This window comes from Nonomuraea sp. B1E8, assembly GCF_039871515.1.
Classification (GTDB): Bacteria; Actinomycetota; Actinomycetes; order Streptosporangiales; family Streptosporangiaceae; genus Nonomuraea.
Genome location: NZ_JBDPLS010000004.1, coordinates 583,628 through 603,018 on the forward strand (window position 1 = coordinate 583,628; position 19,391 = coordinate 603,018).

At 71.7% G+C, this 19,391-nt stretch carries 18 protein-coding genes; 11 read left to right on the forward strand and 7 right to left on the reverse strand.

The window, feature by feature from the left end:
* The first annotated feature begins 72 nt into the window (after positions 1-72).
* Positions 73-684, forward strand: coding sequence for a TetR family transcriptional regulator C-terminal domain-containing protein (locus ABGA98_RS17580; RefSeq protein ID WP_347619380.1), 612 nt, complete (start codon positions 73-75; stop codon positions 682-684).
* An 80-nt stretch (positions 685-764) separates the two neighbouring features.
* Here ABGA98_RS17580 and ABGA98_RS17585 read toward each other — a convergent pair whose 3' ends face one another.
* Positions 765-1,604 (reverse strand): universal stress protein, encoded by an 840-nt coding sequence (locus tag ABGA98_RS17585; RefSeq protein WP_347619381.1) that lies wholly within the window; start codon positions 1,602-1,604, stop codon positions 765-767.
* A gap of 303 nt (positions 1,605-1,907) precedes the next feature.
* On the opposite strand from ABGA98_RS17585, the gene ABGA98_RS17590 reads away from it, so the two are divergent.
* Complete coding sequence (locus ABGA98_RS17590) at positions 1,908-2,873, forward strand: endonuclease/exonuclease/phosphatase family protein (RefSeq protein WP_347619382.1); 966 nt, start codon at positions 1,908-1,910, stop codon at positions 2,871-2,873.
* A 2-nt stretch (positions 2,874-2,875) separates the two neighbouring features.
* On the opposite strand, the gene ABGA98_RS17595 is transcribed toward ABGA98_RS17590, so the two are convergent.
* Both ABGA98_RS17595 and ABGA98_RS17600 read right to left on the reverse strand, forming a co-directional pair.
* Positions 2,876-3,184 carry a hypothetical protein gene (locus tag ABGA98_RS17595; protein ID WP_201761224.1) on the reverse strand — a complete coding sequence of 103 codons (309 nt, stop codon included), beginning with the start codon at positions 3,182-3,184 and terminating at the stop codon, positions 2,876-2,878.
* A gap of 3 nt (positions 3,185-3,187) precedes the next feature.
* The gene (locus tag ABGA98_RS17600; protein ID WP_347619383.1) at positions 3,188-4,267 is read right to left on the reverse strand and encodes an exo-alpha-sialidase; all 1,080 of its coding nucleotides are present in this window, start codon (positions 4,265-4,267) and stop codon (positions 3,188-3,190) included.
* A gap of 152 nt (positions 4,268-4,419) precedes the next feature.
* Between ABGA98_RS17600 and ABGA98_RS17605 the strand changes: the two genes are divergently transcribed.
* Positions 4,420-5,211 carry a helix-turn-helix transcriptional regulator gene (locus tag ABGA98_RS17605; RefSeq protein WP_347619384.1) on the forward strand — a complete coding sequence of 264 codons (792 nt, stop codon included), beginning with the start codon at positions 4,420-4,422 and terminating at the stop codon, positions 5,209-5,211.
* Between the two features lie 78 nt (positions 5,212-5,289).
* Here ABGA98_RS17605 and ABGA98_RS17610 read toward each other — a convergent pair whose 3' ends face one another.
* A complete protein-coding gene (locus ABGA98_RS17610) occupies positions 5,290-6,768 on the reverse strand; it encodes a sialidase family protein (RefSeq protein WP_347619385.1) in 1,479 nt (492 codons plus the stop codon).
* 83 nt (positions 6,769-6,851) lie between these two features.
* Entirely contained in the window at positions 6,852-7,970 is a 1,119-nt protein-coding gene (locus ABGA98_RS17615) for a globin domain-containing protein (RefSeq protein ID WP_347619386.1), read from the reverse strand.
* A 459-nt stretch (positions 7,971-8,429) separates the two neighbouring features.
* Between ABGA98_RS17615 and ABGA98_RS17620 the strand changes: the two genes are divergently transcribed.
* The 3 genes from ABGA98_RS17620 to ABGA98_RS17630 are packed head-to-tail and all read left to right on the forward strand — an operon-like array spanning position 8,430 to position 10,816.
* Entirely contained in the window at positions 8,430-9,116 is a 687-nt protein-coding gene (locus ABGA98_RS17620; protein ID WP_347619387.1) for a gamma-glutamyl-gamma-aminobutyrate hydrolase family protein, read from the forward strand.
* Positions 9,117-9,125: 9 nt separating this feature from the next.
* The gene (locus tag ABGA98_RS17625; protein WP_347619388.1) at positions 9,126-10,040 is read left to right on the forward strand and encodes an alpha/beta hydrolase; all 915 of its coding nucleotides are present in this window, start codon (positions 9,126-9,128) and stop codon (positions 10,038-10,040) included.
* Complete coding sequence (locus ABGA98_RS17630; RefSeq protein WP_347619389.1) at positions 10,037-10,816, forward strand: enoyl-CoA hydratase/isomerase family protein; 780 nt, start codon at positions 10,037-10,039, stop codon at positions 10,814-10,816. The genes ABGA98_RS17625 and ABGA98_RS17630 overlap by 4 nt, the downstream gene beginning before the upstream one ends.
* A gap of 286 nt (positions 10,817-11,102) precedes the next feature.
* Here the strand turns inward: ABGA98_RS17630 and ABGA98_RS17635 are convergent, their stop codons facing one another.
* On the reverse strand, positions 11,103-12,284 hold the full coding sequence (locus ABGA98_RS17635) for an acyl-CoA dehydrogenase family protein (RefSeq protein WP_347619390.1): 1,182 nt from the start codon (positions 12,282-12,284) through the stop codon (positions 11,103-11,105).
* A 26-nt stretch (positions 12,285-12,310) separates the two neighbouring features.
* Positions 12,311-12,901: an SAM-dependent methyltransferase gene (locus tag ABGA98_RS17640; RefSeq protein ID WP_347619391.1), complete on the reverse strand. Its 591-nt coding sequence runs from the start codon at positions 12,899-12,901 to the stop codon at positions 12,311-12,313.
* 129 nt (positions 12,902-13,030) lie between these two features.
* On the opposite strand from ABGA98_RS17640, the gene ABGA98_RS17645 reads away from it, so the two are divergent.
* The 5 genes from ABGA98_RS17645 to ABGA98_RS17665 all read left to right on the forward strand — a co-directional run bounded on the left by ABGA98_RS17645 (position 13,031) and on the right by ABGA98_RS17665 (position 19,265).
* Positions 13,031-14,635 carry a histidine kinase gene (locus ABGA98_RS17645; RefSeq protein ID WP_347619392.1) on the forward strand — a complete coding sequence of 535 codons (1,605 nt, stop codon included), beginning with the start codon at positions 13,031-13,033 and terminating at the stop codon, positions 14,633-14,635.
* Positions 14,632-15,309 (forward strand): response regulator transcription factor, encoded by a 678-nt coding sequence (locus tag ABGA98_RS17650; protein ID WP_347619393.1) that lies wholly within the window; start codon positions 14,632-14,634, stop codon positions 15,307-15,309. The genes ABGA98_RS17645 and ABGA98_RS17650 overlap by 4 nt, the downstream gene beginning before the upstream one ends.
* A 117-nt stretch (positions 15,310-15,426) precedes the next feature.
* Complete coding sequence (locus tag ABGA98_RS17655) at positions 15,427-16,014, forward strand: phosphoribosylanthranilate isomerase (protein WP_347619394.1); 588 nt, start codon at positions 15,427-15,429, stop codon at positions 16,012-16,014.
* Between the two features lie 160 nt (positions 16,015-16,174).
* Entirely contained in the window at positions 16,175-16,756 is a 582-nt protein-coding gene (locus ABGA98_RS17660; RefSeq protein WP_347619395.1) for a CDP-alcohol phosphatidyltransferase family protein, read from the forward strand.
* A gap of 4 nt (positions 16,757-16,760) precedes the next feature.
* On the forward strand, positions 16,761-19,265 hold the full coding sequence (locus ABGA98_RS17665; protein WP_347619396.1) for a mannose-1-phosphate guanyltransferase: 2,505 nt from the start codon (positions 16,761-16,763) through the stop codon (positions 19,263-19,265).
* Positions 19,266-19,391 lie beyond the last annotated feature (126 nt).

The following is a 19,391-nucleotide window of genomic DNA, read 5'->3' on the forward strand; positions in this document are numbered from 1 at the left end:
TCCAGGTTATAAGTCAACTGTATTATGTCAACTGTATGGGAAAGGCCCCGGGGCACAAGGGAGAGGCCGGCGATGCCGAAACAGGTGGATCACCGTGGACGCCGCGAAACGATCGCCCGCGCGCTGTGGCGGGTGGTGGAGCAGCGCGGCGTCGCGCATCTGACGATGCGCGTGGTGGCGCAGGAGGCGGGCATCTCCCTCGGGCAACTGCAGCACTATTTCGCCTCCAGGGCCGCCATGCTCTCCTTCGCCATGGATTTCGCGTCCGAGCAGACCTCGCTACGCGTCGGCCAGGGACTTGAGAAGCTCGGTGACCGTCCGCACCCCCGTGACGTGCTGCGACTGACGCTCGCGGAAATGCTCCCCCTGCATGCCGACGCCCGCGCGACCAGCCGGATGAGCGCCGCCTACGTCCTGGAGGCGCTGCACGACGAGGCCGTCCACGAGCAGGCGCGCCGGGGTCTCGTCCACGGACGGGCCCAGGTCGAGCAGCTGGTCCGCCAGGCGGTCGCCGACGGGCACATCGACCCTGACCGCGACCCGGAGACCGAGACCAACCTGCTTCTCGCCCTCACCGGCTTCACCCCGCTGATCGAACTGGGCGTGATCGGGCCCGGGGACGCGCTCGCCGCGATCGATCTGCATCTGGACAGGCTGTTCAGCGGGAACGGCCGGAATGCGTGACCACCAGCCGTGCCGGCACCGTGGCTTCATCCCCCGGGCACAAGGTCACCGCCGTACGCCTGCGCGGCACGCGCGAACGCTCATGACGTCTCTCCGCGTGGCCGCACTATCGCGACCGGGCACGCGGCACGGTGCAGCACGCCGTGCCCGACCGACCCGAGCATGGCGGAGGTGAAACCACCCAGCCCGCGGGAGCCGACCACGACCAGGTCCGCCGCGGCGGAGGCGTTGACGAGGGCGAGGACCGGGTGCTCGCACACCTGCTGGTCGTCGATCTCGATGTCGGGGTGGTCCCTCCGCCAGCGGACCACCCGCTCCTGAGCCTTACGGGAGTCTTCCCGGCTTGCGTTCTCGAGCAGGTCGCTGTATCCGGATGCGTAGGCCGAGACCATCGGCATGTTCCACGCGTAGACGACGGCCAGCGACGCACGCCGGGCGCGAGCCTGCTCGACGGCGTACGCCACCGCCTGCGCCGCGCAGTCCGAGCCGTCGTCGCCCACCACGATCCGGCCATGTTCCGCGTCGGCGGATTCACGCACGATGACGACCGGCCCGGCGGCATGTCCCGCGACCGCCACGCTGACCGAGCCGAGAAGCAATCCGGTGAATCCTCCCCTGCCCCTGTTGCCCAGCACCAGGGAGTCGGCGGACAGCGACTGGCCGATCAGCGCTTCGACGACATTCCCGCTGAGCAGCTCGGTGCTCACCTCGACCTCCCCTCCCGCGGCGCGGGCGCGGTCGGCGGCGGCCGCCACCATTCCCTCGCAGTACTTCCTGGTGTCGAAGCCGGCAAGCCTCCCTTCGCACACATGCACGACCTTCAGTGGCAGTCGCCGCCGCCGGGCGTCGCCCGCCGCCCACTGCACCGCCGCGTTCGCTGCATCGGAGCCGTCCGCGGCGGCCACGATCGGTCGAGCCATATCTGCCTCCCCATGAGTTCTCCCCTCACGCCATGCTTCCCGGATCGGGCATCCGTGCACGTCGACAGCCGGGCCACCCGCGGCCGGTCCGCGGGGAAGGGGAAGCCGTCCTGCGGGAGAACCCGACGCTCGGCCAAGGGGCGTCGGCGTGGTGCACGAGGTGGGTGGCGAGGCGACGGCGGCCGGCGGAGGCCACGTTCGCCGTCCTATCGGGAGGGATCTTTGTCCACCATCTGACTGGTGCCGGAAAATCCCCTCCGGCAGGATCGTTGGGAGCTGATCACGAAGAAAGGGACGGCTCTCATGCGGATCTCGCGCGTGCCCGGCTTCGGGCGCCTGTCGTGGACGGTGGTGGCGCTCCTCGTCACCACCGCCGCCCTGCTGACGGCTCCCGCCTCGGCGGCCTCCCCAGCGTCGTCCTCCGCGACCGCGACGTACAAGATCTGGCACTGGAACATGGCCGGGCATCATGCGCACCTGGGCTCGACCACGAACGGCATCATCCAGGCGATCGCCGGATCGATCAGCTATCGCAAGCCGGACTTCGTGTCGATCAACGAGATCTGCCGCAACCAGTACGGCGCCGTGATCGATGCCCTGCAGGGCATGGGCTGGCCGCAGAATCGCACGAACTTCGCCCGCTACGAGCCGATGACGGCGGCGGGCGACCCCGGCTACTGTGCCGGGCACGGCATCGGCATCGCGATCTTCAGCCGCTTCGCGCTGGGCGAGACACTACGGCAGACCCTGCCGAACGACGGGTCGGGCAAGCAGCGCAAACTCCTCTGCGCGCACGTCGCCGCGCAAGCCGGCACCAGATTCTGCACCACCCACCTGACGACCGTCGCCACCTACAGATCCGCCCAGCTGGACCAGGTGCACGGCGTCCTGGAGTCCTACCGCTCCAGGGGGGACGTCCCGATCATCGCGGGCGACTTCAACGTGCAGCCGGACTCACCGCTGCTGAACACCTGGTACGACGCCACGGTCAACACCGACGCCAACCACGGCAACATCGGCCGCTACCACGAGCTCGACGACCGCGAGGCCGTGTGCCCCGGCTGGGGCGAGCAGACCACCGAGAGCAACACGCTCGGGGCCTGCGGCCAGTCGGGGAAGGTCGATCTGATCTTCGTCCCGGCCGAGCGGCTGACCCGCTACAGCGCCGACGCCCATCCGATCGGGCACGTCTGCGGCGGCAACCGCGACAAGCCCTGCTCCGACCACCGCATCGTCGACGCCACCGCCTCGGTCACGATCGGGGAGTGAGCTCAGGCGAGGGCGGGCAGCACGTAGACCTCGGCGCCCGGCGGCAGCGCGCAGTCGAGGCTGCCCAGCCCCCGGGCGTTCTCGCCGCACACGATCATGCTGATGTGCCTGCGGATGCGGCCGTACTCGTCGCGCAGCCGCTCCTCCAGCAGCGGATGCGTGCGCCGGAGCATGTCGAGGGCCGAGCCCAGGGTGGGCGGGGAGTCACGGTCGGCGCCGACGGCGAAGACCTTGACCTCCTGCATCCCGCTCACCCACCTGCGCAACGAGCTGGGCAGCACGAACACGACCAACATCACCGGTCTGCTCATCGGCTAGAGCACCGCCGCGCGCACGGTGAGCACGTCGGGCAGGTGGCGGCCGACCAGCGACCAGGTCTCGCCGTCGTCGCGCGAGCAGTGGACCTCGCCGTCGCGCGTGCCGAAGAACACCCCCGCCTCCGACGCGGTCATCGCGTCACGCAGCACGGTCGCGTGCACCGGCCCTTCCGGCAGGCCCGCGGAGAAGGGCCGCCACGTCTCGCCGGCGTCGTCGCTGCGGAAGACGCGGTAGCGGTGGCCGACGGGCGTGCGGTCCATGTCGGCCGTGAGCGGCAGCACGAAGATCGTGTCGGGCCGCGTCGGATGGGCCACGATCGGGAACCCGAAGTCGGACGGCAGCGCCGAGCCGATGTCGTGCCAGCTGCCGCCGAAGTCGTCGCTGCGGTAGACGCCGAAGTGGTGCTGCAGATAGAGCCGCTCCGGCCGGGCCGCGTCGGTGGTCACCTTGTGCACGCACTGCCCGAACTCGGGGAACTGCCTGCCCTCCGGCATGAACGGGGCGCGGATGTTCTGGTTGGCCGCCTCCCAGGTCAGGCCGCCGTCGGTCGTGCGGTAGAAGCCGCCGGTCGAGACGGCCACCCCCATGACCGCCGGGTCGGCGGGGTGGCTGACGATCGTGTGCAGGCACAGCCCGCCGCCGCCAGGCTCCCAGAGCGGGCGGTGGGGGTGCTCCCACAGCCCCTCGACGAGCCGGTAGGTGGCCCCGCGATCCTCCGAGCGGAACAGCGCGCCCGGCTCGACGCCCGCCCACACCACGCCGGGCTCGGACGGCGAGGGCGCGAGCTGCCACACCCGGGTGAGCGTGGCCCCGGTCTTCTCGGGGAAGGCGATGGGCGGCTGCTCCGCCTCCTGCCAGGTCTGCCCGAGGTCATCCGAATACATGACGGACGGACCGAAGTGGCCGTATTCGACGCCGGCCAGCAGCCGGGGGCCGCCGCCGCGCGTGTCGATGGCCACCGAGGGCACCGCGATCGTGGAGAACTGGATCGGCTGGATCTCGAACGGGCCACCGCCTGCCGAGCGGGCCAGGAACAGGCCCTTGCGGGTGCCGATCGCGAGCACTGCGTCACTCATGACACGCTCCCAAGTTCGCTTTGCGGCCATCGTGTCACGCGCCACCGACAGTTACCGAAGTCTGGGAGATTCCCGTCGCTCCCCACTGGTCAGGTCGCGCATGACCCGGGACGTAATCGTCGCCATTCCCACCAGGCGCTAACGTTCCGGATATGGGAGCGGTAGCCGTACATGAGGAGTCGTTTGGTGAGTTGTTGCGGTCGTGGCGGCAACGACGGCGGGTGAGCCAGCTCGATCTGGCCATCGAGGCCGGCGTCTCCGCCCGCCACGTCAGCTTCCTGGAGACCGGGCGCGCCCGGCCCAGTCGCGAGATGGTGCTGAAGCTGGCCGAGGAGCTGGAGGTGCCGCTGCGGCACCGTAACAGGCTGCTGGTGTCCGCGGGGTTCGCCCCGATCTATCCCGAACGCGCCGTCCGGGCTCCGGAAATGCACCTCGTACGGCAGGCGCTGGACAGGATCCTGGCCGGGCACGAGCCGTATCCGGCGCTCGTGGTGGACGCCGTCTGGAACCTGGTGGCGGCCAACAAGGCGGCCGGGACGTTCATGGAGGGCGTGCCGGCGGAGCTGCTGGCGGAGCCGGTCAACGTGATGCGGTTGTCGCTGCACCCGGACGCGATGGGCGGGCGGCTGCTCAACCTGGCCGAGGTGCGGGCCCACCTGCTGCACGGGTTGCGCAGGCAGGCCGAGACGTCCGGCGACGGGCGCCTGGCCGAGCTCCACGACGAGCTGGCGTCCTACACCTATCCGGGCGTGGACCTGAACGTGGCGCACGTGCCGGGGCCCGGCGATATCCTGCTGCCGCTGCGCATCGCCGCCGGTGACCGGGTGTTGTCGATGTTCACCACGATCGCGACGTTCGGCACGCCGATGGACGTGACGGTCTCCGAGCTGGCCATCGAGACCTTCTGGCCCGCCGACGAGGAGACCGCCGCCGCCTTCCGCTGACCGCCCGCCCCCGGCCGCCGCGCCCGCCGTGCCCGCCGTCGAGCCCGGGCGGGGCCGTCGCGCTCGTGGCCACCACGGCTAACGGGCCGTGGCGGGCGGGGCCGGCGCCTCCTCGCCCGTCGCGATGGCAACCTCGACGGAGATCGGGGCCGGGCCTCCGCCCGTGATCGGCAGGCCGCCGGTGACGGTGTAGGTGCGGACGTCGTACGCCCCGCCCGAAGGCGGCGCCGCCACCGTGAAGGCCGCGTGGGCCCCGCCACCGGGGACGACCGAGGTGGAGATGTAGTCGCCCGCCATGCGGCCCTGCGCGGTGTCGGCGAACCAGTCCAGCGGCATCGCCCCGTGCAGCTCCTCAGGGGCCGCCCAGGTGGCCCCGCCGTTGGCGGAGGAGGTGTAGCCGACCGTGAGCCTGCACGTGGCGGCGGTGCAGGCGGCGTCGGCGTAGCGGTAGTAGGTGAGCGCGAGCCGTACCGTGCCGCCCGCGCTGGCGCGGTCGACGCCCAGGCCGGGGATGAAGTGGTCGCCGCCGTCGCTGGTGGCCCGCATGACACGGCTCCACTCCTCGCCGGTGGCGGACCTGCTCAGCACGATGTCGTTGCCGGAGCACCGGTATTGGAAGCGGCAGTCGTGCCAGGCGACGTACACGGCGCCGGTCGCGTCCGTCTCCGCCGACGGCAGCGGCGCCGCTCGCAGCCCGCCCGCGACCGTGTGCCGCCGCACCGCCGTGACCAGCACGCTGGGTTCCCAGCTCGCGCCGCCGTCGCCGGAGCGGATGGAGCGGATCTCGTCCTCGTCGCTCAGGTACGGCACCACCACGGCCCCGTCAGGCCGCACGACCGGCTGCGCGCCGAGCCCGTTCTCAGGAGTGGCGGTCACCGTCCAGGTCAGGCCGCCGTCGGAGGAACGCGCCATCGTGATCGCGTTGCCCGCGGCGTGGTCGTCGAAGGCCGCGTGGCAGTGGCCGTAGAAGGGGCTGGACGGGCTGTTGTCGCAGACGATCCAGCTCTTGTCCAGGTCGCCGCCGCCGTCCCCGTCCCTGTCGCCGTCGCCCGCCGTGGCGACCGTGACGGGCGCGTCCCACGTACGGCCGCCGTCGGCGGAGCGGCTGGCGAGCACCGCCGTCCCGGTGATCCCGCCCCGCTCCGTCAGCGCCAGCGACGCGATCAGCCAGACCCGGTGCCGGGCGTCGTAGGCCACCGACGGGTCGCTGACCCGGTCGTGGGAGCCGCCGCCGAACGTGGTGATCCCGGGCAGCACCCCCTTCGTCCAGGTGCCGCCGTTGTCGGGCGAGGCGGCGAACGCGATGCCGGTGGCGCCGCCGTCGAAGAACCGGCCCGACTGGTGCGCGGTCACGAGGGCCGAGCCCCATTGGAAGGTGTCGGGCCCGGCCTGGGTGCCGTGCTGGCTGGTGGCGTTGGCGTACGCGTCGGACCCGATCTCGGTCAGCGGGACCGCCGCGGCGGCTGGGGAGGAGGAGGTGAGCAGGAGGGTCGCGGCGACGGCGGCCGGTACGGACAGGAGCCCGCCGATTCCTCGGCGCCTGGCGGGGGATGGCATCGTCCACCTCCACGTGGCGTGTCAGTTCCAGCTGGCACCGTTTCGCCGCCGCTGTCAACCTCCTGATCGCCGATCGGGCCCCCTCACCGTTCCGCGTGCTCGACGTCGCGGTGGATCCGCGACAGGGGCACGCCGTCGCGCTGCAGGCAGCGGACCGTCTCGTTCACCATGGGCGACGGGCCGCAGACGTACACGTCGTGCTCGGTCCAGGAGCGTAAGCGCCGGGTCACCTCGGGCAGGCGGCCGCGCATCCCGTCGTACGACGGCTGGTCCGAGACCACGGGCACGACCCGTAGCCATGGGAAGGCGGACTCCATCCTGATCAGGTCGGGCAGGTCGTACAGCTCGCCGGCGGTGCGGGCGCCGTGCAGCAGGTGGATGGCGGGCCGGCGTCCGGAGGCGATGATGGACTCCACGATCGCCTTCAGCGGCGCCAGGCCCGTGCCGCCCGCCACGCACAGCACGTCGCGCACGCTCTGCTCGCGCGGTGTCATCGTGCCCATCGGCGGCCCCAGCATGACCGTGTCGCCGACGCGCGTGTGCCTGGCCAGGGTCGTCGACACCCAGCCGCCGGGCACCGAGCGCACGTGCAGGCTGATCGTGTTGTCCTGGCGGGGCGCGTTGGCGATGGAGAACGTGCGCCACACGCGGGGCCAGCGCGCCGTCTGCACGGTGACGTACTGGCCGGACGTGTACGGCAGCCGCTGCGCGGGACGCAACGTGATGACTGCGATGTCCTGGTGGCGCAGCTCGTGGCCGACCACCTCGGCCAGCCACCAGGCGGGCGAGACCCCCGCGTCGGCCTCGGCCGAGTCGATCATCATCTTGGCGGCGGCCGCGTACGCCGCCACCCAGGCCTGCTCGATCTCGGGGCTCCAGACCTCGGCGGCGAAGCGGCGGACCGTGGCGAGCAGCGCCTTGCCCACGGCCGCGTAGTGCTCGGCGACCACGCCGTACTTGCGGTGGTCCCTGCCCAGCTGGCCGAGGAACGCCGCCATGCTCTCCGGACTGTCCAGGCTCCACACGATCCTGGTCAACGCGCTGAACAACCGGTCGCGCTGGACGTCCAGTGCCGGCGGGAACATGCCTCGCAGGTGTGGATTCTCAGCGAACAGCCGGCCGTAGAAGTAGGCCGTGGCCTGCTCGGCCACCGGCTCGATGACGGAGAAACTCTCCTTGACCAGGCGCGGATTCAACGACATATTCCCACCCCACTTGTGACCGGAAACGTATTCCGGTCTTGCCGTTCACCTCCCTGACGGTTCCGGGTGATGAGCGCACGTCCCTCCCCGGCACTTCTGCTGCGCTCGCAAATGAGTCTTACACCACCGATGACGCGTCACAACCATTTCCCTCCAATAAGGTGCGAAGCAGAATCCTGTGCAGGGCTGGCCGTACGATATTTCTCAGTTTTTCGGACAATAATCGTGAATAAAAGTCGCATTCATGTGATGGGGTGAGCCGGATGCGCCGTCCGGGCATCGCGGCGCCTCGCCGCGCGCCCGGGCCCGTCGATCGTCCGGGGGCGTGGGAGGCACGTGGCGGGAGGGGATCTTGGGGAGGGGTGACATATCGGAAAGGCTGTGCGCCATGATGGGCATGTAGCCGTCACCTCGACCGGCTGGTGGCCGAACGAACTCCACCATGCCCCTGGAGATCGCATGTCCCGTCCGCTGATCGGTATCACCGCCTACTTCGAGGCCGCCCGCTGGAGCGACTGGGTGCGGGAGGCCGTGCTCTCGCCGCCCTCCTACGCCAAGGCGGTCGACAGGGCCGGGGGCGCGCCCGTGGTGCTCCCGCCGCTCGGCCTGCACGCCATCGACGACTACGTACGCGGCCTGCGGGGGGTGGTCCTGGCCGGAGGGGTCGAGGTGGACGCCTCCGCCTACAACGGCGAGCGCGACGACCGGGTCCCCGAGGGGCAGCCGCACCGAGACCGCTTCGAACTGGCCCTGGCCAGGGCGGCGGTCAAGGCCGACGTGCCGATCCTGGCCATCGCCAGGGGCATGCACGTGCTCAACGTCGCCCAGGGCGGCACGCTGATCCCCTGGTTGCCCGACGTGCTCGGCAACCACCATCATGCCGAGCCGGGCAAGTCCCACACGCTCCAGGTCAGCGTGTCCAGCAAGCTCGGCAAGGCGATCGGCGACCGGGTCGAGGTCGTCGCGCCGCACCACCAGTCCGTCCGCCGCCTCGGCACCGGGCTGCTCGCCGTGGCCTGGGCCGACGACCAGATCGTCGAGGGCATCGAGGTGCAGGGCCACAGGTTCGGCGTGGGCGTGCAATGGCATCCCGAGCGCGATCTGGAGGACCGGCTCTTCGATGCGTTCATGGAGGCGGCCCGATAGGCTTCGATCATGCCGCTGCACCCTCAGTCGCGGGACTACATCGCCGTCCATCCGTCGGATCTGGGCGCCGATCCGGCCATGCTCGACCTGGCCGGGATCCAGGAGTTGCGCGCACATGACGGCCTGGCGGCCCAGCGCGGTCCGCTCACCAAGCTGCCGTTCGTCCGCGACGAGCGCGCCGAGGGCGTGCCGATCCGGATCTACCGCGCCGACCCCGGCGACGGCCCGCTGCCGGTCGTGGTCTATTTCCACGGGGGCGGGTGGGTCTTCGGCAGCGTCAAGCGCAACGACGCGTTAGGGCGCGACCTGGCCGTCCGCACCGGCGCGGTGGTCGTGTCCGTCGACTACCGGCTGGCCCCCGAGCACGCCTTCCCGGCCGCCGCCGACGACGCGTGGACGGTCGTGCGCGACATCTTCGCCAGGCCCGCCTTCTACCAGAGCAACGGCCGCGTGGCCGTCGTGGGCGACAGCGCGGGCGGCAACCTGGCGGCCGTCGCCGCATGGCAGGCCCGCGACGCCGGGCTCCGGCTGGCCCACCAGGTGCTCGTCTACCCGGTGCTCGACGTGGCGATGCGGACGCCCAGCTACACGGAGTTCGCCAAGGGCTTCGGGCTGGAGGCCGAGGAGATGGCGTGGTTCGCCCGCCAGTACGCCCCCGACGCCGACCCGGCCGACCCGCGGCTGTCGCCGCTGTGCCTGCCCGACGTCGCAGGCCTGGCGCCCGCCACCGTCGTGACGGCCGAATACGACGTGCTCCGCGACGAGGGCGAGAGCTACGCCCAGCGCCTGGCGGACGCGGGCGTGCCGGTCGAGCTGCGCAGGTTCGACGGCGCGGTGCACAACTTCTTCGGCCTGCCCGGCCTGTTCGACCAGGCGGGCGAGGCCCGCGACCACATAGCGGGGCGGCTGCGAGAGGCGCTGTGACCTACACCAAGCTGAAGATCGACACCCCGGCCGACGGCGTGCTGCGGGTCACGATCAGCGAGCCGGGCCGGCTCAACGCCGTCGACGCCGCCGCCCACCGCGAGCTGGGCGAGATCTGGCGCGACGCCGACCGCGACGACGGCGTCAGGGCCGTGCTCGTCCAGGGAGAGGGCACGGCGTTCTCCGCCGGCGGCGACCTGTCCATGATCGAGGAGATGACCCGCGACCACGCCACCAGGCTGCGCGTCTTCGCCGAGGCCCGCGACATCGTCTACAACGTCCTCAACTGTTCCAAGCCGATCGTCTCGGCCATCCAGGGCCCCGCCGTCGGCGCCGGGCTCGCCGTCGCGCTCCTGGCCGACATCTCCGTCGCCGGGCGCACCGCGCGGATCATCGACGGTCACACGAGGCTCGGCGTCGCCGCGGGCGACCACGCCGCGATCGTCTGGCCGCTGCTGTGCGGGCTGGCCAAGGCGAAATACCACCTGCTGCTGTGCGAGCCCGTGACGGGCGAGCAGGCCGAGCGGATGGGGCTGGTCAGCCTCTGCGTCGACGACGACCGGGTGCACGACAGGGCGATGGAGATCGCGGTACGCCTCGCCGCCGGTGCCCAGGAGGCGATCAGGCTGACGAAATACGCGCTCAACAACTGGCTGCGCCTGGCGGGGCCGTCGTTCGACGCCTCCCTCGCCATGGAGTTCCTCGGCTTCACCGGGCCCGACGTGACCGAGGGCGTGCGCGCCCTGCGGGAGAAGCGGCCGCCGTCGTTCGGCTGAGCGCCGGGTGTGCTTGCCGCCCGCGCGGGTAGGCGCAGCCCCAAGGTCGACCAGATGACCGCGCCGGCACCGGCAGGCACTGTTCGCCGTGGCCGAGAACGTCGCCCCGGCGGACGCGGAGCCGACAGCCTCGCAGGGCGTCCGGCGCACGCCGTACGAACGACGAGGGGGGAGAACGCGCGGCGATGGCCCGGTGGACGAGCGGGGTGGACGAGCGGGGCGAACGCGCCAGAACGGGCGGGCGTCGGCGCTCCACGCTTCGCGGCGGGCCCGACCGGCCCGGCCGCTAGAAGCTTCGGGGGAGTCCGAGCACCTGGGTCGCGAGGTAGTTGAGCAGGAGCTCCTCGGTCACAGGTGCCACCTTCGCGATCCTGGCGTCGGTCAGCAGCCTGGCGACCGGATATTCGTAGGAATAGGCCATCCCGCCGTGCGTCTGGAACGCCGCGTCGGCCGCCTCCCAGGCCGCCTGTGACGCCGTGAGCTTGGCGATGTTGGCCTCGGTGCCGCACGGCAGCCGCCGGTCGAAGCACCACGCGGCCTTGTAGATCATCAACCTGGCCAGCTCGATCTTGGCCTTCACCTGGGCCAGCGGGAAGGAGATCGCCTGGTTGGCGCCGATCGGCCGGCCGAACACCTCCCGCTCCTTGGCATAGTCGACGGCCACCCGCAGCCCGACCTCCGCCGTGCCGAGCGCCGAGGCGGCCAGCAGCACGCGCTCGGGGTTGAGGATGTCCCACAACACCGCCACGCCCTGGTCCACCTCGCCGACCACGTTGGAGGCGGGCACCCGCAGATCGTCGATGAACACCATGTTCGACGGCGTCGTGTTCGCGCCCATCTTGGGGATCGGCCGGTAGGACAGGCCTCCGGCGGCGACCGCCTCGGGCACGTTGACCAGCAGCACCGTCAGCCCGTGGCTGCGCGGACGCGCTTCGGCGGCCGGGACCGTCCTGGTCACCAGCAACATCCAGGTGGCCCGCTGCACGCCGGTGATCCAGATCTTCTGCCCGTTGACCACGAAATCCCCGCCGTCGCGCCGGGCCGACGTGGTGATCGCCAGCGAGTTGGACCCGGCGTCCGGCTCGGTCAGCGCGAAGCAGGTCTCGACCTCGCCCGTGGCCAGCCTGGGCAGCAGTTCCGCCCGCTGCCCGGCGTCGCCGTGCCGGTCGATCGTGAGCGCTCCGAAGCCGGGGGTCAGCACGTACGTGAACGCCGACCCGCCCGCCGCGCCCGACGCCGAGAGCGTCTCCGTGGCCACCGCCAGCTCCAGCAGCCCCTGCCCGCCGCCGCCGTGCTCTTCCGGCACCGCCAGGCCCAGCCAGCCGCCCTTGGCCAGCTCGTCCCAGACCTCCTCAGGCCAGCGCTTGTCGCTCTCGCACCGCTGCCAGTAGGCGAGGTCGTATCGGGAGCAGATGGCGCCGATGCCCCGCTGGACGGCGAGGGCGCTCTCGGGAAGGGTGAAATCCATCGCGCCATCGTAGAATCACGTTCTGATCAGGGTCGAGGCCGCCGCGCGTGGAAGACGAAGGCCGGGGGAGGGTTGCGCCACACCGTACGCCCCGCCACGACCTCCTCGAAGCGTTCGGCCAGCAGCGCACGGAAGCGCCGGGCCGAGCTGAGCGGGATGGCGTGCACGTAGGAGAACGTGGTGAACGCCGCCACCGGGCTCATCGCCGACGTCACGGCCCCGAGCAGGTCACGCTGCGTCTCCTCGGGGAACGCCGCCCACGGCAGCCCGCTGACCACCACGTCCGCCTGCCGCAGCCCCCGCTCGCGCAACAGGTCGCCGAGCCGGGCCGCGTCGGCGTGCGCCACGTCCACGGTGGGGAAGCGCTCGGCGAGCAGCTGCGCCATCAGGTCGTTGACCTCGACGGCGAGGTGGTGGCCCCGCCCGGCGAGCCGCTGCTGGATCTCCGCGGTGAACGGGCCGGTGCCGGGTCCCAGCTCCACCACGGTCGGCTCGCCCCGCTCGGGGATCGGCGCGCAGACGTTCGCCGCCAGCCGGCGCGAACTCGGGGCGACCGCGCCGATCTTGGAGGGGGCACGCAGGAACTGGCCAAGGAAGAGTGAGGCGTCGTTCGACATGGCACGACTTTAGGGGCAGGATCTTGGTGGGTCGCTCCCCCCTCCGGGCGGATGTGCGGCCAGTAGGAGGAGGCGGAGCCGTCCAGGGGAAGGCCCGGCCTTCCACGCTGGGCGGATACCGTTGTGCGCATGCGCTGGCGCGGTGTCCCTCTCGATGTCCTGCTCGCCGTCTCCGGCGTGGGCCTCGATCTGCTGACGACGGCGCACGCGGGCGACACCGAGTTCCTGCCCGCCGAGATGAACCTCCCGATGGCGCTGCTGGTGGGCCTGCCCATGGGGCTCGTCCGGCACCGGCCGGTGACCGTCACCTTCCACCTGGCCGCGCTGCTCATGGTGACCGACCAGATCGGCTCGTTCACCTCCAACACCGCGCAGATCCTCATCTGCGTCGCGCTCGGCGTGGTGGGGCACCGCTCCGGCCTGCGGGCCACCACCGCGGCCGTGGCCGTCACGATCGTCGCCACCGCGTGCAACATCGTCGACCCCGGCATCGAGCCGAGCGCCAACACCTGGATGTACTCCGTCCTCCTGCCGGTCTTCCCCGCCGTGCTCGGCGCCTACCTGCGCAGCACGGCGGGGCGGCTGGAGGAGCGCGACGTCACGCCCGACGCGCTGCTCGCCGCCGGCGGGGTCGCCATCACCGTGCTCAGCACGTGGACCTCCTGGCACCTGGGCGCGCAGCCCGTCTGGGTGGTCGGGCTGCTGGCCGTCGTGGGCGGCCTGTCGCTGGGCATCGCCAGGCGGCTGCCGGGACTGGTGGTCCTGCTGCAGGGCGTGCTGCTCGTCTCCGCCGACACGTACCTGAACAACACGGTCAACACCTGCGTGATCCTCACCCTGACCGCGATCGGCGTGTTCTCCATGCGGGTGGGGTCGTGGGCCTGGGTCGCGGCCGCCTACCTGACCGGCTGCCTGCTCACCGCGATCGCCGTGGTCGGCCACGAGACCGAGATCACCCCGGTCCGCGTCGGCGTGCTGATGACGCTGGTGGCCACGCCGATCGCGATCGGCCGCTACCTCGGGATGCGGCAGGCCGCCCTGGCCGCGGAACGGCTGCGCGCCGAGGAGTCCGCCCGCGCGGCCGTCGCGCAGGTGCGGGCCGACCAGCTGGCCGAACGCGAGCGCATCGCCCGCGACGTGCACGACATCGTCGCCCACCACGTCGGCGCCATGGTGCTGCGCGCCGGCGCCGCCCGCTACGCCGCGCCCGACGGCCCCGTCGCCGACGCGCTCACCGACATCCGCGACACCGGCCACCAGGTGCTGCAGGACCTGCGCGAGCTGCTCGACCTGCTGCGCGACCCCGACAGGCAGCCCGGCCTGCTGGCCAACCCCGCCGACGTCATCCGCGAGTCGGCCGACCGCATGGCCGCCGCCGGCCTCGACGTCGAGCTCGACCTCGACCCGGCCGCCGACAGCACCCCGCTCATCGCCCGCGCCTCCGCCGCCCGTATCGTCCAGGAAGGACTCACCAACGTGCTCAAACACGCCGGACCAGGCACGCAGGTCCGCGTCAGCGTCACCCCGTCAGGCGACGGGCTCTCCGTGGAGATCCGCAACGGCCGGCCGCCCACCGACATCGAGCGGCTGCCCTCCTCCGGGCGCGGCCTGGCCGGCATGCGCGAACGCGTCCGCGCCCTCGGCGGCACCCTGTCCGCCGGCCCCGACGGCGAGGGCGGCTGGCTCCTGGCCGCCCGCCTGCCCGCGCGCCTGTCCCAGGGGAGCATCGCGTGATCCGCGTGCTGATCGCCGACGACCAGGCGCTCGTCCGCGCGGGCGTGCGCATGTTGCTGCAGGCCGCGGGCGACATGGAGGTGGTCGGCGAGGCCGTCGACGGCGCCGAGGCGGTGCGGCTGGCCGACCGTCACCTGCCCGACGTGATCCTCATGGACCTGCGCATGCCCAAGGTCGACGGCCTGGAAGCCATCAAACGCGTGCTCAGGGCCCGTCCGGGGGTCAGGATCGTGGTGCTGACGACGTTCGCCGAGGACGCCAACGTCTACGCCGCCCTGCGGGCCGGCGCCGTCGGGTTCCTGGTCAAGGACGACGATCCCGAGCGCATGGTGGACGCCGTGCGCCGCGCGGCGGCCGGGGAGCAACTGCTGGCGCCGTCGGTGTTGCGCAGGGTCGTGGAGCGGTTCCTGGCCGCGGGGGAGGAGCACGTCGCGCCCGCCCCGCCCGCCGGGCTGACCGAGCGGGAGGTCGAGGTGCTCGCCCTGGTGGGGGCGGGCCTGTCCAACGCGGAGATCGCCGAGGAGCTGTACGTGGGCGTCACCACCGTCAAGACCCACATCGCGGCGGCGATGGACAAGCTGGGCCTGCGCAACCGCATCCAGGCCGCCGTCGTCGCCCACCGCACCGGCCTGGTCGACGCCTCCTTCCGCCCCGTACGCCCGCCCCGCGGCTGAGGGCCCGGGCCCGCGTACCGTCCGGCGGCGGCACGTCCTGCCGGGTCGCCGCCGGACGGTCCTGACCGTGGGAGGGCACGGTCGCCGGAGAGGGCCGCCGCCGCTAAGGTCGGGAGTGTGTACGTGAAGATCTGCGGGCTGAGCGAGCCCGAGCACGTTGCCGCCGCCGTCGAGGCGGGAGCCGATGCCATCGGGCTGGTCATGACCCGCAGCCCCCGCAGGATCACCGTCGAGCGGGCGGCCGCGCTGGCCGCGCTCGTTCCCGCCCATGTGCTCACCGTCGGGGTGTTCCGGGGCGAAGACCCCGAGACGGTGCGCGCGGCCGCGCTGGCCTCCGGGGTGCGGGCCGTGCAGCTGCACGGCAAACATCCGCACGGCGACTTCACCGCTCTGAAGGATCTCGGCGTGCGCCTGGTCAGGGCCGTCGACGCGGAGGCCGACCTGCGGTGCGGCGCCTTCGACGAGGATCTGCTCATCGTCGACGCGCCCCACGCCGGATCCGGCCTGCCCTGGGAGTGGGCGGCCGTGCGCGGCAGGCCGTCCGGCCGGTGGTTGCTGGCGGGCGGCCTCGCCCCGGCCAACGTCGCCGACGCGATCGCGGCCGCCGAGCCGTGGGGGGTCGACGTGTCCAGCGGCGTGGAGACGTCGCCGGGCGTGAAGGACCCGGCTCTCATCAGGGCGTTCCTGACGGCTGTGCGCGGCTGACAGGCGAGCTCGCCGAATCTGATCATGGCCTACCGCGGCGGATCCCCCACGACCCGCCCGCGGCGGTCCTTCTCACCGCCGTCGAGGCCGCGAGGGCCCGCCAGGAAGGGAGATCGGGCGGGACCGCTGCGGTGGAGTTTCACGCAGTAGGGTCTCCTGCGTGAGCGATACTTCCGCCGAGGACCGGATCTGGACGGTTCCTAACCTGCTGAGCTTCCTGCGCCTCCTGGGCGTCCCCGTGTTCCTCTGGCTGGTTCTGGGGCCCAAGGCGGACGGGTGGGCCATCGGGATCCTCGCGGTCGCCGGGTTCACGGACTGGCTCGACGGAAAGATCGCCCGGGCGTTCAACCAGACGAGCAGGCTGGGCCGGATCATCGACCCGGCCGCCGACAAGCTCTACGTCTTCGCCACCATCTTCGCGCTGCTGCTGCGGGACGTCATCCCGTGGTGGCTGGTCGCGGTCATCGTCGCTCGCGAACTCTTCGTCGCGTGTTCCTTCCCCGTACTTCGCAAACATGGCTATAAGGCACTTCAGGTGCATTTCCTGGGCAAGGCCGCCATGTTCAATCTCATGTACGCCTTCCCTCTCCTCTTCCTTGCCTCCCACACTGGGTGGTATGCCGATATAGCCCGAATTGTCGGGTGGGCGTTCGCCCTATGGGGAACGGGCCTGTACTGGTGGGCGGGGGTGCTGTATGTGGTACAGGTGCGCCAGCTCGTAATCTCGGCCAAGAAGGAGTGATCGGGTGAAGGCGGTCGTCATGGCGGGCGGGGAGGGCACTCGGCTGCGTCCGATGACCGCCAACCAGCCCAAGCCTCTGCTCCCCGTGGCCAACCGCCCGATCATGGAGCACGTCCTGCGCCTGCTCAAGCGGCACGGCATCACCGAGACGGTGGTCACCGTCCAGTTCCTGGCCGCACTCGTACGCACCTACTTCGGCGACGGCGACGAGCTCGGCATGAACCTCCAGTACGCCACCGAGGACCTGCCCCTCGGCACCGCGGGCAGCGTCAAGAACGCCGCCGACCGCCTCCGCGACGACCGTTTCCTGGTCATCTCCGGCGACGCGCTGACGGATATCGACTTAACGGACATGATCCGGTTCCATCGCGAGAATGCCGCCCTGGTGACGATCGGGCTGAAACGCGTACCGAATCCGCTCGAGTTCGGGATCATCATCGTCGACGACCAGGGCAGGGTGCAGCGTTTCCTGGAGAAGCCCACCTGGGGACAGGTCTTCTCCGACACCGTGAACACCGGCGTCTACGTCATGGAACCCGAGGTCCTCGACGCCGTGGCCACCGGGGAGCCCGTCGACTGGTCCTCCGACGTCTTTCCCGCGCTCCTCGCCCGCGGCGCGGCCATCTACGGCTACGTGGCCGACGGCTACTGGGAGGACGTCGGCACCCACGAGAGCTATCTCAAGGCCCACGCCGACGCCCTGTCCGGCAGGGTCGCGGTGGACATCGGCGGCTTCGAGCTCTCGCCGGGCGTCTGGGTCGCCGACTCCGCCGCGGTCGACCCCGACGCCGTGCTCAAGGGCCCGCTGCTCATCGGCGACTACGCCAAGGTCGAGGCGGGGGCCGAGCTGCGCGAATACACCGTGCTCGGCAACAACGTCGTCGTCCGCGAGGGCGCCTTCCTGCACCGCGCGGTCGTCCACGACAACGTCTACCTCGGCCCCGGCGCCCACCTGCGGGGCTGCGTCATCGGTAAGAGCACCGACGTGATGTCCGGCGCCCGCATCGAGGAGAACTCCGTCATCGGCGACGAATGCGTCATCGAGGCGGAGGCGTACGTCTCCAGCGGTGTCCGGGTCTACCCGTTCAAGACGATCGAGGCCGGCGCGGTCGTCAACACCAGTGTCATCTGGGAGTCGCGCGGCCAGCGCAACCTCTTCGGCCCGAGGGGCGTCAGCGGCCTGGTCAACGTCGAGATCACCGCCGAGCTGTGCGTCCGCCTGGCCAGCGCGTACGCCACCACCCTCAGGAAGGGCGAGCACGTCGTCACCTCGCGCGACTGCTCACTGGCCGCCAGGGCGCTCAAGCGGGCCGTCATCGGCGCGCTGACCGCCGGCGCGATCAACGTGCTCGATCTGGAGGCGGCCCCGCTGCCGGTGGCCCGCTTCCACACCGCCAGGGGCTCGGCGGCGGGCGGGATCGCGCTGCGCACCACGCCGGGCGACCCGCAGAGCGTGGACATCGTCATCATGGACGACCGCGGCGCCGACCTGCCCCCGGCCGCCCAGCGCAAGCTGGAGCGGGTCTTCTCCCGCCAGGAGTTCCGCCGCGCCTTCCCCGGGGAGATCGCGGAGCTCGCCTACCCGGCCAGGGCCGTCGAGGACTACACCCACGACCTGCTGCGTCACGCCGGCGTGACCGGGGTCAAGGACATGAAGGTCGTCGTCGACTGCGCGGGAGGCACCTCCTCGCTGGTGCTGCCCACGCTGCTCGGCCGGGTCGGCGTCGAGGTGCTCACCGTCAACGCCCGCCTCGACGACGTCTCGCCCACCGAGACGCTCGCCGGGCGGCGGCGTGACCTGCAACGCCTGTCGGAGCTGGTCAGCTCTTCGCGGGCCGCCTTCGGGGTCAGGTTCGACCCGGTCGGCGAGCGCATCGCCCTGGTCGACGAGATGGGCCAGCTCATCAGCGAGGAACGCGCGCTGCTCGTCGTGCTCGACCTCGTGGCCGCCGAACGCAGGAGCGGCCGGGTGGCCCTGCCCGTCACCACGACCAGGGTCGCCGAGCAGGTGTGCCGCTTCCACGGCGTACAGGTGCAGTGGACGTCCACCGCGCTCGACGCCCTCACCTCCGCGGCCGCCGGCCCGGACATGATCTTCGCGGCCGACGGGCGCGGCGGCTTCGTGGTGCCGGAGTTCAGCCCCGCGATCGACGGGCTGGCCGCATTCCTGCGCCTGCTCGGCCTGGTCGCCCGCACCCGGCTGTCGCTCAGCCAGATCGACGCGAGGATCCCCGAGGTGAAGCTGCTCAGGCGGACGGTGCCGACGCCGTGGGCGGCCAAGGGCGCCGTGATGCGCTCGGTCATCGAGTCGGCCGAGGCCGAGCCGGAGGGCCGCCGCATCGACACCACCGACGGGGTGCGGGTGGCCCGCGACGACGGCAGCTGGGTGCTGGTGTTGCCGGCCGCAGCCGAGCCGGTCACCGACCTGTGGGCCGAGGCCTCCGACGTGGACGGCGCGCAGGCGCTGCTCGAACGCTGGGCCCGCATCGTGGAACAGGCCGCCACGTGACCCCGCGGCCGGGCAGGCGCAAGAATGGCCGAGCCGGTATGTGCGCGGACGGTCCCGCAAGATCGTAATGTAGAAACGCGCGGCGGCATGGACCGCAGGGCGGGGGCGGCGGTAACTTTGTCTGCG